This window comes from Limnohabitans sp. G3-2, assembly GCF_002778275.1.
Taxonomy (GTDB): Bacteria; Pseudomonadota; Gammaproteobacteria; order Burkholderiales; family Burkholderiaceae_C; genus Limnohabitans_A.
Genome location: NZ_NESG01000007.1, coordinates 144,098 through 156,769, shown reverse-complemented (window position 1 = coordinate 156,769; position 12,672 = coordinate 144,098). Strand labels below are relative to the sequence as shown.

11 protein-coding genes are annotated in these 12,672 nt (G+C 57.3%); 4 read left to right on the top strand and 7 right to left on the bottom strand.

Annotation, left to right across the window (positions count from 1 at the left end):
- Nucleotides 1-6: 6 nt before the first annotated feature.
- From B9Z31_RS12870 to B9Z31_RS12860, 3 genes are read right to left on the bottom strand one after another with little or no spacing between them, the layout of a single operon-like run.
- On the bottom strand, nucleotides 7-1,281 hold the full coding sequence (locus B9Z31_RS12870; RefSeq protein ID WP_100119974.1) for a mechanosensitive ion channel family protein: 1,275 nt from the start codon (nucleotides 1,279-1,281) through the stop codon (nucleotides 7-9).
- Nucleotides 1,269-2,069, bottom strand: a complete 801-nt coding sequence (locus B9Z31_RS12865; protein WP_100119973.1) for an enoyl-CoA hydratase — start codon at nucleotides 2,067-2,069, stop codon at nucleotides 1,269-1,271. The genes B9Z31_RS12870 and B9Z31_RS12865 overlap by 13 nt, the downstream gene beginning before the upstream one ends.
- Before the next feature lie 37 nt (nucleotides 2,070-2,106).
- Complete coding sequence (locus tag B9Z31_RS12860) at nucleotides 2,107-3,060, bottom strand: histone deacetylase family protein (protein WP_100119972.1); 954 nt, start codon at nucleotides 3,058-3,060, stop codon at nucleotides 2,107-2,109.
- Nucleotides 3,061-3,199: 139 nt separating this feature from the next.
- Between B9Z31_RS12860 and mltB the strand changes: the two genes are divergently transcribed.
- Together mltB and B9Z31_RS12850 are read left to right on the top strand one after the other, a co-directional pair.
- Complete coding sequence (gene mltB, locus B9Z31_RS12855) at nucleotides 3,200-4,405, top strand: lytic murein transglycosylase B (protein ID WP_233200947.1); 1,206 nt, start codon at nucleotides 3,200-3,202, stop codon at nucleotides 4,403-4,405.
- A 12-nt stretch (nucleotides 4,406-4,417) separates the two neighbouring features.
- Nucleotides 4,418-4,639 (top strand): TIGR02450 family Trp-rich protein, encoded by a 222-nt coding sequence (locus B9Z31_RS12850; RefSeq protein ID WP_100119971.1) that lies wholly within the window; start codon nucleotides 4,418-4,420, stop codon nucleotides 4,637-4,639.
- Nucleotides 4,640-5,081: 442 nt separating this feature from the next.
- Here the strand turns inward: B9Z31_RS12850 and B9Z31_RS12845 are convergent, their stop codons facing one another.
- A complete protein-coding gene (locus B9Z31_RS12845; RefSeq protein ID WP_100119970.1) occupies nucleotides 5,082-5,672 on the bottom strand; it encodes a hypothetical protein in 591 nt (196 codons plus the stop codon).
- Nucleotides 5,673-5,787: 115 nt separating this feature from the next.
- A complete protein-coding gene (locus tag B9Z31_RS12840) occupies nucleotides 5,788-6,555 on the bottom strand; it encodes a YadA C-terminal domain-containing protein (protein WP_158235685.1) in 768 nt (255 codons plus the stop codon).
- Between the two features lie 593 nt (nucleotides 6,556-7,148).
- Between B9Z31_RS12840 and B9Z31_RS12835 the strand changes: the two genes are divergently transcribed.
- Nucleotides 7,149-8,090, top strand: coding sequence for a LysR family transcriptional regulator (locus B9Z31_RS12835; RefSeq protein WP_100119968.1), 942 nt, complete (start codon nucleotides 7,149-7,151; stop codon nucleotides 8,088-8,090).
- A 5-nt stretch (nucleotides 8,091-8,095) separates the two neighbouring features.
- Nucleotides 8,096-9,067 carry a tripartite tricarboxylate transporter substrate binding protein gene (locus B9Z31_RS12830; protein WP_158235684.1) on the top strand — a complete coding sequence of 324 codons (972 nt, stop codon included), beginning with the start codon at nucleotides 8,096-8,098 and terminating at the stop codon, nucleotides 9,065-9,067.
- A gap of 63 nt (nucleotides 9,068-9,130) precedes the next feature.
- Here B9Z31_RS12830 and B9Z31_RS12825 read toward each other — a convergent pair whose 3' ends face one another.
- Nucleotides 9,131-10,219 carry an adenylate/guanylate cyclase domain-containing protein gene (locus tag B9Z31_RS12825; RefSeq protein ID WP_100119966.1) on the bottom strand — a complete coding sequence of 363 codons (1,089 nt, stop codon included), beginning with the start codon at nucleotides 10,217-10,219 and terminating at the stop codon, nucleotides 9,131-9,133.
- A gap of 69 nt (nucleotides 10,220-10,288) precedes the next feature.
- Nucleotides 10,289-12,391 (bottom strand): PAS domain S-box protein, encoded by a 2,103-nt coding sequence (locus B9Z31_RS12820; protein ID WP_100119965.1) that lies wholly within the window; start codon nucleotides 12,389-12,391, stop codon nucleotides 10,289-10,291.
- Between the last annotated feature and the right edge of the window lie 281 nt (nucleotides 12,392-12,672).

Here is a 12,672-nt window from a genome sequence, read left to right as displayed (position 1 = left end):
GCAGCCTCAGCTTTTGGTGGGCATGTGCACCACCCGCTGCGGGAAAGGGATCTCGATCCCGTTTTCGCGCAGCGACTGCAGGATCGCCCGGTTGATGTCCGACTTCAGGTTGAGGACGCCATTGGCCGGGTCTTCAAACCAATAACTCACCGTGAATTCCAGCCCGTCTGCGCCAAAAGCCGACAGGGCCACCGAAGGTGGGGGTTCGGTCAACACACGGGCTTGCGCCCGGCATGCCGCATGCAGCAGTGCCATGACCTGGTCCACAGAAGCATCGTAGGCCACCGTGACCACGGTGCTTTGCGACACTTTGGCGTCGGTCAACGACAAGTTTTCCACCCGCTGGGTGATCAGCATCTCATTGGGTACGATGGACTCGCGCCCAGCGGGCGACCGGATGACGGTGTAGCGCGCCTTGATGTCGGTGATGCACCCCTCAAATTGATCCACTTTGACGTTATCGCCAATGCGCATGCTGCGCTCGGCGAGGATCACAAAACCACTGACGTAATTGGCGGCGAGCTTTTGCAAACCAAAACCAATGCCCACCCCCACCGCGCCGCCCAGCACAGACAAGGCCGTCAGGTCAATGCCCACCGAGGACAGCGCCAGCAGCAAGCCCACGAACATGAGCAAGGCCCGCACCGTGTTGCTGATGACTTTGCGCAAAGACAAATCGCTGCCTTTGGCGGATTTGAGCAAGCTGGACTCCAGGGCTGCAGAAATCCACAGCGTGACGATCAAGACCAAGCCGGCGGTCAAAGCCCCTTCCAGCAATGTGCGAACCGACAGCATGGAGCCACCCACCTTCCAGCGGATCTGGTCCAACTCATCCAGAATCAATGGCAACACCCCGGTGACCCACAACACGACCGCCAACCAAGCGATCCAGGAGATCGTGCGCTCCAGCACCCGTACAAAAGGCGCTTCGTGAAAAGCAACCTGCAAGACCTTGACGCCCAAACGGATCAAGGCCAGCGAGATACAGACGGGCAACAAAATACCGAACATGGGGCTCGGCTGAGCGTCGGTCAACAAGGTGCGCGCGGCGAAAGTCAGCGCCAGCAAAAATGTCGGGAACAACACCCCATCGATCAAACGCTTGCCCAGCAAAATCGACAAGGCCTGGTCGGCAAATGCTTTGCGAATACCCCAGACCATCAGCCACGCCAAAAACACGCACATCGCAAATGCGATCAGCACCTGCAGCGACTCGGCTCGGGCCAAGGCGCTCAGCCAAGCCAAGGGGTCGGCGATGCTCAATGACTTCAAGCCCGCCATGAGGGTGTCCTTTTCTCAATGAAAGCCTGCACGCCCTCTTGGGCCACCGCGTCCATCATGTTGCAGGCCATGGTTTGCCCTGCCAATTGGTAGGCTGCTTCGATGCCCATTTCGCGCTGCTGGTAAAACAAAGCCTTGCCCAAGCGCACCGCTTCGCGGGGTTTGGCCAAAATGGACTGGACCATGTCCTCCACTTGGGCATCCAACGCGCTGGCCGGGCAGACCCGATTCACCAGCCCGCGGCTTTGGGCCTCGGCCGCCGAAATGAAGCCCCCCGTCAGCAGCATTTCCATGGCCTGTTTGGCGTGCATATTGCGCACCAGCGGCACACTGGGCGTGGCACAAAACAAGCCCACATCGATGCCGTTGACGCCAAATGTGGCGGTATCGACAGACACCGCCAAATCGCACTGCGCCACCAACTGGCAACCCGCCGCCGTGGCCAGGCCTTGGACCCGGGCCATCACGGGCACAGGCAATTTTTGAATGGCCATCATCACGCGGCTGCACTGCGCGAACAACTTTTGGTAGTAAGCCAGCTCAGGCTGGGCACGCATTTCTTTGAGGTTATGCCCCGCACAAAAGGCCCGGCCCGCCGCGCCCAGCACCACCACACGGGCCTGATCGTCCTGCGCAATCGCGTTCAAGGCTTCTTGCAGCGCGGTCAGCATCGCCTCGCTCAAGGTGTTGAAGCTGGTGGGGTTGTTGAGCGTCAAGCGGTGCACACCACGCGCGTCGCGCTCGTGCAGCAGCAACTCGGGGGTGTTGGAGGTGTTGGAATCGGTCATGGCTTCGATTGTGCCAAACCCTCACCTGCAGATGTATTTAAACATCGGCCAGCACGCGCAAATGCGCCTCGACACTTCGGCCCAGCGCGCTCAGGTTGTAGCCGCCTTCCAGGCAACTCACGATGCGGCCTTTGGCATGGCGAAGCGCCACCTCTTTGATGCGCTGCGTGATCCAGGCGTAGTCCTGCTCGACCAGACCCATCTGGCCCATGTCGTCCTCCCGGTGGGCGTCAAACCCGGCGCTGATGAAAATCATCTCCGGCTTGTGCGCCTCCAGGCGGGGCAGCCACATCATGTCGATCAGCTCGCGAATGTCCATGCCCTTGGTGTAGGCAGGCACAGGCAAGTTGACCAGATTGCTGGCATTCGACTGGGCGCCGCCTTCAGGATAAAAGGGGTGCTGAAAGAAGCTCACCATCAAAATCCGCTCATCGCCCGCCACGATGTCCTCGGTGCCATTGCCATGGTGCACATCAAAGTCCACGATGGCGACCCTTTTGAGGCCATGCCGCTCCAGCGCATATTTGGCGGCAATCGCCACGTTGTTGAAGAAGCAAAAACCCATGGCCTTGTCGCGGCAAGCGTGGTGCCCTGGTGGACGCACCGCACAAAAAGCGTTTTCCAACTCACCGGCCAGCACGGCATCCGTCGCATCGATGGCCGCACCCGCCGAAAGCAAGGCCGCATCCCAAGTATGGGCATTGATCATCGTGTCCGGGTCCAGCGAGGTGTGGGTCGGGCCACCTGCGGCCAAGTCCTCACGCAAAGCATCCCCCAAACCGCGCAAAGCGGCCACATGCATGCGGCCGTGCGCCAATTCGATGTCCCCCAAAGACGCTGGACGGGGTTCTCTGCGCTGCAGCGCCATGTCCAAGCCACTGATGAGCAAACGGTCTTCAATGGCCCCCAAGCGCTCGGGGCATTCGGGGTGACCCGCACCCATCTCGTGCTTCCAGAATGTGGGGTGAGAGAAATAAGCTGTCGCGCCCATAAGGCTTGTCTTCCTGCGTGCTCAGCGCTGGGTCAGCACTGTGGGTTTTCTGAATCACTGCCATGATTTTGGTTTCAGCTTATCACGCCCGTCCCCGGCTCCCGCCACTCGGCCTTGGCGCGATTAAACTGAAGGCCGCATGAAAACCCACCCGCCCATTTCCCGATCCAATCCAGCGTTTCGCCTGCAAGCATTTTTCACCCTTGTTTTTTGCCTTTTGGCCATCACGGCTTGGATGAACCCGGCCCAAGCCCAAACCACCGAGAAAAAAGCCAACAAACCCGGCAAAAGCAGCCAACAGGCAACCAAGAAGCCCAAGAAAAAAGCCAAAGCCAGCGCCCGCCCACACGCGCCCCTCAGCCGCTCAGCCTCGGTGGCCACGGCCCGGCTGAGTGCCAACCCCGAAGTGGCTGCATGGCTGCAAGAAGCCGCAGGCCGCCTGCCACTCGACCCGGTCTGGGCAGAAAAAACCATGGCCCAAGCGCAACGCTTGCCTTCGGTTGAAAAATGGGTATTGCCCCCGGCCAGCCCCGTGGCCAAAGACTGGGCCGCTTACCGGGCGCGCTTCATCGAGCCGGTCCGCATCCAAGCCGGCTTGCGGTTTTGGCAAAAACACCAAACTGCACTGGCGCGGGCGGAACGCGAATACGGCGTGCCCGCTGCCCTCATCGTCGGCATCATTGGGGTTGAAACGCTGTATGGCCAAAACACAGGCCATTTTCGGGTGCTGGACGCTTTGGGCACCTTGGCTTTTCATTTCCCATTGGCCCACCCCAGAGCTGCAGAACGCCAAGCTTTCTTCCGCAGTGAGTTGGAGCAGTTTTTGCTGCTGACCTCGCGCAGTGGGGCCGACCCCCTGTCGGTCAAGGGCAGTTACGCAGGCGCCTTGGGATTGCCACAGTTCATGCCGTCGAGCTGGGCCAAATTTGCGGTGGACTTTGATGGGGATGGCCGGATTGACCTGTTTGGCAGCCCCGCCGACGCCATCGGCTCAGTCGCCAACTATTTCAAAGCCTTTCAGTGGCGCCCTGGCATGCCCACGCATTACCCGGTGACCTTGACCCCTGACCAAACCGACATGGACAGTCTGATGGCCCCAGACATCTTGCCCACCTTCAGCGTGGCCAACTTTGTCGCCAAGGGCGCCGCCCTCGAAGGTGCGGCATTGGCCCACACAGGCCCTTTGGCCTTGATTGAATTGCGCAACGGGCCCAACGCCCCCAGCTATGTGGCCGGCACCGAAAATTTTTACGCCATCACCCGGTACAACTGGAGCAGCTACTACGCCATGGCGGTGATCGAGCTGGCCGAGGCGGTGGCGCGTGAAATGCCCAGCAAGCGCTGAGGGCTTAGAACCATGAACCCGCTGAACCCGAAAAAACTGCTGCTGACCAAATGGACGGCGGTCAAGCCCGTGGCCAAGCAAAAGCACTTCTTGGTCAGCCGGGTCATTCAACCTGAGCTGCCCACCGACCCGATTGTGTCTGTGGAAATCGAGGCGGTTTTCTCCAAGGCCACGCAGGTGATTGCGTGGCGGGAGCTGCAAGACGATGGTGTTTGGCGGCAGGGTTGGGTTTGAGTGGGGTCGAACCGATGGCGATTGAAATTGGATATTTTCCACCGGCTAAAGCTGAGGCGAACAACTACTGGCAACTAATCTCCAAAAGCAAGACCGAGGTTTCCACTTAAAACAACCGGACTCCACGAGGCCTAGGGCTATTAAGTGGTCAAGCCCCAGGCTGAGCAGTTTTTCCTTGTCTATTTCATAGCGGGTATGAAGCGCTGCCACATAAGTCATTTGGCGGTCCAGTGTTCGCAGCTGAACTGCTCAGAGACCTTGGGGTACTAGTCAGACGTTGGGCCTTGCGCACCAAGGGCGTCTGGCTTAAATAGGTCCAGCCACACCGCCATTGCGGAGGCGGGTTTTCAAGCAGCAACGCGCAAGCGCAATTTTTGCAACTGGCTTTCGGAGTGAGCGCTCCATTTGGATCAGACCGCAAAGTCAACCGCTGCCTCCCCAATCAAAGCAAAATCTCGCGTTTAATGGAAATACAACCCGCAGCGCCCGCGGGCAGCAAAAACACCTTCATATTGGTGCCGCAATCGAGCATCACCACGTCTTTTATCAAGCGACCGAGCAACTTCAGCGAGGCGTAGGACTGCTGCGTGACCTCGTCGCAGCTCTTAGGCCAATAAACCACCGCATCGTAGTTGGCACCGCAACCGTTCGCCTGATTGGGCGCAAAAGTCGCCGAAATATAAGCCGAGCCACCCTGCGTGGTCGGCATCTCCAGCACCAAAGGCACAAGACGTTGGTCCTGCTGGGCAGGCGGTAACAGCAAGGCGACTCCCGACTTGTCTGTCACGCCCAAAGCGTTCACCACCTGGTTGATGCGACCACTGCACGACAAGACCCCCTGCTGCGCCGCAGCCAGCGTGATCGGATGCGGGCGGGACCCCGCTTGGACTGCAGCCTGGGGCGTCGACGGCACAGCAGGGGCGGCAGGAGCTGCAGCCCCCTGGGGCGCCGCAGCAGGCGTCTGCGCTAGGCCAGGGGCCACGGCACAGGCGGCCAGCAACAGGAAAAACATGCCCAAGGGTTTAGACATCATCACTTGAAACCTCAACAGTTTTGAAAGCAAAAACACCCGGCATGCACCAACACACCGGGTGAGGAGTTCACCGGCATTCACGCAGGAATGCCGTCGTGGCGAACGCGACCTTGACTTACCAGGACCAACCGGCACCGATGCCAAAAGAGGTCTTGCCACCACCACTGTTCAGACCTGTGGCCAGTGTTGCGCGCAACACGCCCTTGTCAGAGAAGCGGTAGCTGCCACCGAAAGCCAGTGCTTGTGCGTTCATGTAAGAACCCATGCCCACGCCCACAGAGACGGCCTTGTTGGTGTCCAAGCCAGGAATGTTGGCGGATGCAGCCACGCCAGCCACAGCGGCAGAGAACTGGCGCACGTTGACGGCATCGAAGTCGCCAGAGCCGTTGGCCACACCTGTCACGCGGGTGGGCGCACCGGTGGCCGCGTTACTGAAGGTGGCGCCGTTGTCGTTCAGGGTCAGGTTGGTGGAGCTTGTGCCGCCCGACAAGGTGGTGCTGCTCTCGCCGACCACCAAGCCGTGGGTGTTGCCCAAAGAATTGGTCACGGTCACACGCGCCTCACCGTTTTGCAGCGCCAAAGCGCTGTTGCCAGCAGTGGCCGTTACCACGTTGCCCACGACAGTAGCCGCTGCACCCGCATTGCCGATACGGGTTGCGGCGTTGCCAGTGGTGTTGATGTTGGTGGTGCCCACAATCGTGGTCGCTCCAGTCACGCTGGTCGCGCCCACAATCGTTGTGGCACCGGTCACGCTCAGTGTGCTGTTCACAGTGGTCGCGCCACTCAGGGTGGTGGCACCGGTCACATCCAAAGTACCGCCCACTCTCGCCTCGCCTGATGTACTCAGGTCGCCAAGCCTGGCCGTACCTGTTTGTAAATCCATGTTGTACGTCGATCCAGCGTTCAATGTGGTCACACCAGAGAGGGCACCGGCTTGCGTAGGGTCGAACTGGCGTAAACCAGTTATTTGTGCACCGGTGAAATCAACACTGCCAGTGACACGGAGTTGGCTCGCCTGCACCCCGCCGGCGAGTAAACCTTCCGAACTTAAAACGGATGAATTTCCACCCGAAGAAAACAACAAAGCATCGACGCTCCAGTCGCTACGACCAACCAAACCGTCAGCAAATGTAATTTGGTCGCGACCCAGAATTTGTTGTCCATTTAACTGCTCGATGTAAATGGTGGAAGGGCGCGGTGGTACTGTCTGTGCCTGCAGCCCAGAGACGAAAAGTGCGCTGACCGCCAAAACGACGGGACGGATGACTGATTTTTTAGATGGCATGGTTGTTTCCTGTAGTGAGTTGGTGCTGAATGCCAACGCAGTTTAGAAATCAACAACAGCTTTAATATTGTCAGAATGACCACGAAGAAATGTCAAAACAACATTTCTATCAAGGCTCAAAAAAACGAGCGGGTTTTCTGCGCTAATAACTGTTGTTTCAGCAATTTTCAAAAGACCATTGGTCACTTCACATGAAAGACTTTGACTTGACGACGCTGCGGCTTTTTGTGGCCGTGTGTGAGGCAAAAAGCATCAAGCGTGTGGCCGATCGCGAGCAGGTGGACGCTTCGGCCATCACCCGACGCTTGGCCAAACTAGAAGACCAATTGCAGATGCCCCTAATCAAGCGCGTGCGGCGCGGCGTGCTCGCCACCCCAGAAGGCGCAATCCTGTGCGAACAAGCCAAGAAGTTGGTCAGTGATGCACAAAAAATAGCCATTCATCTGACCCGGAGCAAATCGGCCTTGACGGGCACGCTCACCTTGGCCGCCAGCAGTGCGAACGTAGCCTCGGTCCTCACGGAGGATCTGGCTTCCTTTCTATTGCTGCCCGAGCATGGCAAGGTGCAAATCGTCGTCAAAGACATGTTGAGCAAAGATGTCGTGCAAGCCGTGAGGGATGGCGAGGCGTCGTTGGGTGTGATCTGGGACAGCACTGAGACCAGCGGCTTGCAGCATGTGGATTACTGGCATGACCAGATTGCCGTGGTCATGCACCGCTCGCACCCGCTGTCTGACCGAGAGCAGTTTCATCAGGCTGATATTGAACACTTAGACAGAGTCATCATGAAACACACGCGTCATACTGAGGCCGTCTTAACGAGGGCTGGGGTCATTGAAGATACTCACAGAGCCTTCCGGATGCAGGTCCCCACTTGGGAGTCCGGTTTACGAGCGGCAGCTCAAGGGGTCGGCGTGTTTGTCTGTTCTGCTAAATTGGCACGCATCTACGCTGAGCCGTGGAAACTGCACGTCAAGCCTTTAGCCGATGACTGGAACCATCAGATCAACAAGATCATTTACCCAACCGGCCTTGTCAACCCACTGGCCATGCAGTTGGTGGCTCATTTGAGCAACATGCACCGGGCCGAGAAGACCTCGCCCATTTTGGGCGCCGTACCCATGAATCAATGATGCCGATGAATGTGTTCAAAATTTTCATATGGGTTGGTTTGCTTTTTTCGATCCATCTCCTCCACGCAGCAAACCCAGCGCAGGTCACTCGGACTTGGCCGCAACGCCCGGTCACGCTCATCGTGCCCTTTGGCGTCGGGGGCGCTACCGATCAATTTGCAAGATTGCTGGCACCCCAACTGTCCTCTGTCATCGGTCAACCCGTAATCATCGACAACGTGGCAGGGGCGGGCGGTGCAATTGGCATCCGCAAGCTGCTCGACATGAGACCCGATGGCCATGTGCTTCTATTAGGGGGTATCAGTGAGACGATTCTTATCCCGCTAAACAATCACAGCATTGGGTACAAGCCTTTGGATCTGCAAGCAGTATCCATCACTGGATCAACCCCTTTGGTCATTGTGAAACGGCATAATTTTCCTGCAAAAAATTTGAGTGACATGGTCAACTTGGCACATTTATCGCCCATGAAATACACCTACGGCAGTTCAGGGCCAGGCTCCTATGGGCATCTGATGTTTGAGAAATTCGCTCAAAAACACGGCATACAACTCTTGCATGTCCCCTACAAGGGCAGCAGCCAGATGATGACTGACATGGCGAGTGGCCAAATTGATGCAGCTTTGACCAGCTTGCCCTCAGCCCTACCCTACATCAAATCAGGCCTTGTCGAATTGCTTGGCGTATCTACACCCCAGCGCCTGACTGATTGGCCCCAATTACCAACCTTTTTTGATTCGGATTTCGCGCAGGAACCTGTTTCACTATGGGGCGGTGTGTTTGTTCCTCGCGGCTTGCGCAAAGAAGTCGCACAAAAAATCAACGCAGCATTCGACAAGACGCTAATGGATGCAAATCTTCGTGCAAATCTGACCCAACTCGGGATCTTGGTCGAGAAAAATCGTAGCCCGAGCGAAAGTCAAACCTACTATGAACGTCAGATACGCCAATACCAATACTTGGCGAACACACCCTGAACATCCGATTGGCCTGCAACAGTCAAGTTTGCTGCTTTGATGGATTTGAACGCTTGGTCAGCTTCAAGTAGAGCTGTTCAGGAACCAAGTGCTCATCTCGCCCTTACCCTTGACCTCAATGACACCGCGAGATTCAAGATTAAAAGGCTGGGTCAAGGCCTGGCGGGTGGCCTCACTCAAATGGATGCGGCCAGCGATGCCGTGTGACTCCATTCGGCTGGCGGTGTTCACCACATCGCCCCAAAGTTCGTAGAGGAATTTGCTTTTGCCAATGACCCCCGCGACTGCTGCACCGGTGCTGATGCCGATGCGGATGTTGAGCGGGTGCTGGGTGTTGGCGTTGAAGTCTTCAATCGCCTCCAGCATGTCGAGTGCCATGTGCGCAGCACGGTCTGCATGGTCAGAGACCACGGTGGGCAAACCTGCTGCGGCCATGTAACAGTCGCCAATGGTTTTGATTTTTTCAAGGCCGCGATGCTCGGCAATGTGGTCAAAGCGCGTGAACAGATCGTTCAACACACCCACCAACACCTCAGGACTCACATCCTGCGAAAAAGCCGTGAAACCCACGATGTCCGCAAACAACACCGTCACCTTGTCATAGCTGTCCACAATGGCTTGGCTGAGGTGGTCGGCGGTCAGTTTGGATCGCCCTTTCAAGCGCTCCGCAATCGCTTGGGGCAACACGTTGTGCAGCAACAAATCGGACAACTCCTGCTCCACCAGCACTTGCTTGTACAGTTTTTGAGTTTCCAAATTCAACAAGCGCACCTGCAACAGGTTTTGCACCCTGGCCAACACCCCTGCAATGTCAAACGGTTTGCTGACGAAGTCCAAGGCGCCGGCTTTCAAGGCGCGAAGCTTTTCGTTTGGCTGGGCCGTGATGACCAGCACAGGCAAGCTGCCATCGCCCTCCTCGCTTTTGAGGGCTTCCATCACTTGAAACCCATCCATCTCGGGCATGTTCAGATCCAAAAGAATCAGGTCGTATCGGTTTTGGCGGTGCAAGCCCACCACCTCTTGCGGGTTTTGCGTCGTGGAGATGGCGCTGTAACCTGCGCTGCGCAGCAAGCGCTCGAGCAAGAGCACGTTGGCGGCTTGATCGTCGACGATGAGCAGCTTGGCCCGCAAGATATCTGAGGTGTGAATCACGCGTTGTCCCTACAAAAAATGAACAGCTGAGGCCATCTTGGGACCGCTGAAAAAACCAAAAAGAGAGGGTCAGGATGGGATCAAACCGGCATTTTTTTGAGCGCTCTCGAGCGCCAAATCCAAAGTCGTCATGAACTCTTCCACCACGATGGGTTTGGTCAAATATCTGAAAAACCCCAGTTGCCGACCCACCTCAATGTCTCGCAGCATGGCATTGGCACTGATCGCCACCACCGGGATATGCGCGGTGGCCGGGTCTGCCCTGAGTGCTTTGAGCGCATCGATGCCACTGATGCCTGGCAAGTTGATGTCCATCAAAATCACATCGGGCAAGGTGGACTTCGCCAGCGCAATCCCCAGCGCGCCGTCAACCGCCGTCAACAGGTGGATATCCGGACGCCGATCGATCAAGCGCTCAACGAGCTTCATGTTGGCGGGGTTGTCTTCGATGTACAAAAGTGTTTTTTGTGGGGCGTTCCAGCGTTCAACGGCGGGCTTGGGCAGAGCACCCTCTGGCGCTGTGGTCTTGAGCTCAGGGGTGGGCGTGCTGCGCAACTCCACCCAAAACTCACTGCCCTGGCCCACCGTGCTGTTGACGCCCAGCACCCCGTCCATCAGCGCGACCAATTGCTTGGTCACCACCAATCCAATGCCCGTGCCCGCCACATTGCCGGCTTCTTGTCCCAAGCGGTTGAAGGGTTGAAACAGCTGCGCCAGCTTGTCGGGCGGCAGCCCTGCCCCCGTGTCTTTGAAACTGACCCGAATGCGATCGGGCGACACCAAATCGCATGCCACCTTCACTTGGCCCTGGGCTTGGTTGTATTTGATCGCATTCGACAACAGATTGATGACGATTTGCTTGAGCCGTGTCTGATCTGCCCAAACAAAGCTGGGTTGGTCAAACTCAGGGAAAGTCAGAACGATGCCGCGCTCTTGGGCTTGCGCTTCCATCATGGCGTGGCATTCCGACAAGACTTCCGGCAAGTCCACAGGCTCCAAAGACAAAGACACTTTGCCGGACTCGACCACGGAAAGGTCCAGAATTTCATTGATCAGCTTCAAGAGGTGCCAACCCGCTTGCAATATTTGGGTGATGCTTTCCTTTTGCGCATCAGAGGGCGCGGGCGATGCCGTGGCCATCAGTTGCGCAAACCCCAAAATGGCATTGAGTGGCGAGCGCAGCTCATGGCTCATGCCAGACAAAAAGTCGGACTTCGCCAAATTGGCCTTCTCTGCGGCGGATTTGGCACTCTCCATTTCCACATTGGTTTCTTGCAAAGCTTGCTCAAAGCGTTTGCGCTCAGTGACATCACGCGCAGCCGCAAACACGCCTTGCAAGGTGCGGTCACGGTCATAGAAGGTGGTGGCGTTGTACGACACCACCGTTTTTTTGCCATCACGCGCACAGGCCGTGAGTTCGTAGTCTGTGACCTTCTTGTCACTCAACACCAGTTTGATGCCCGCCTCGGCCCGCGCCGGATCGGTGAAATAACTTTTGAAAGGCGCGCCGATCAATTCATCACGGGTGCAGCCTGTGAGCGCCTCCATTTGCTTGTTGACGTCGGTGATGATGCCGGCCGGATCGGTGGTCATCAAAGCGTCAATGTTCGACTCGATCAGTGAGCGGGTGTAGAACTGTTGATCACGCAACCGTTGGTCGAGCTTTTTTTGATCCGCCTCCACCTGTTTGCGGGCGGTGTTGTCGGTTCCGATCAACAAATACCCGATGATGACTTTGTCGATGTCACGCAGCGCGGTCACCGAAACCACCGCTGGGAAACGGCTGCCATCTTTGCGGATGTAGGTCAGCTCGTAAATGTCTTCAATGCCCCTGGAGGCTTTGAAAACCAAGGCTTCGAAGCCAGGGGTGATGGGCGTATCGAATTCAGCACTCAAGGCACCCGCCCGGGTGATCAACTCTTGAGGGTCTGAAATCTCTGCCGGCGTGATGGTGTTCATCACATCGGCGGCCAAATAGCCCAACATGCGCTCAGCACCCACGTTGAAGATCTGAATCACCCCTTTGGCATCTGTGGCGATGCTGGAGAAGTTGGCGCTGTTGAAAATGGCGTTTTGCAAGGCCCCGGTTTTGATGACGGCCTCTTCCAGCCGAACTTCAGTGACACCCTCCTGCGCTGCGTGACCAAGGTCGAGAGACAGGTTTGGATTCATGAGGTGGTGTGGCGGTCGGTCGTGCAGGGGAGAAATTGATCGGGATCAAGAAGAGCCCTTTCAACACATGAGGGGGGACATTGGAAGGGTGCGAGCGGGCCAATGGGGCATGTGACTCCGCTCGGAAGATGCCCCACGATAACAGCAGACGCCATTTTGCTGTGGTGCCGCCATGGATGGGCACAGCGGCCAGACCCTCAATGGGCCTCGACATCCGAGGCGGCTGGCGTTGTTGGACGGTCGGGTCAGGTTCGGCTGGGCCTGAGGCTTGCCCCGCTGAA

Excerpts from the sequence above, each read along its gene's own strand:
- B9Z31_RS12870 (WP_100119974.1), bottom strand. The coding sequence starts at position 1,281 with ATGGCGGGCTTGAAGTCATTGAGCATCGCCGACCCCTTGGCTTGGCTG.
- B9Z31_RS12865 (WP_100119973.1), bottom strand. The coding sequence starts at position 2,069 with ATGACCGATTCCAACACCTCCAACACCCCCGAGTTGCTGCTGCACGAG.
- B9Z31_RS12860 (WP_100119972.1), bottom strand. The coding sequence starts at position 3,060 with ATGGGCGCGACAGCTTATTTCTCTCACCCCACATTCTGGAAGCACGAG.
- mltB (WP_233200947.1), top strand. The coding sequence starts at position 3,200 with ATGAAAACCCACCCGCCCATTTCCCGATCCAATCCAGCGTTTCGCCTG.
- B9Z31_RS12850 (WP_100119971.1), top strand. The coding sequence starts at position 4,418 with ATGAACCCGCTGAACCCGAAAAAACTGCTGCTGACCAAATGGACGGCG.
- B9Z31_RS12845 (WP_100119970.1), bottom strand. The coding sequence starts at position 5,672 with ATGATGTCTAAACCCTTGGGCATGTTTTTCCTGTTGCTGGCCGCCTGT.
- B9Z31_RS12840 (WP_158235685.1), bottom strand. The coding sequence starts at position 6,555 with ATGGATTTACAAACAGGTACGGCCAGGCTTGGCGACCTGAGTACATCA.
- B9Z31_RS12835 (WP_100119968.1), top strand. The coding sequence starts at position 7,149 with ATGAAAGACTTTGACTTGACGACGCTGCGGCTTTTTGTGGCCGTGTGT.
- B9Z31_RS12830 (WP_158235684.1), top strand. The coding sequence starts at position 8,096 with ATGAATGTGTTCAAAATTTTCATATGGGTTGGTTTGCTTTTTTCGATC.
- B9Z31_RS12820 (WP_100119965.1), bottom strand. The coding sequence starts at position 12,391 with ATGAATCCAAACCTGTCTCTCGACCTTGGTCACGCAGCGCAGGAGGGT.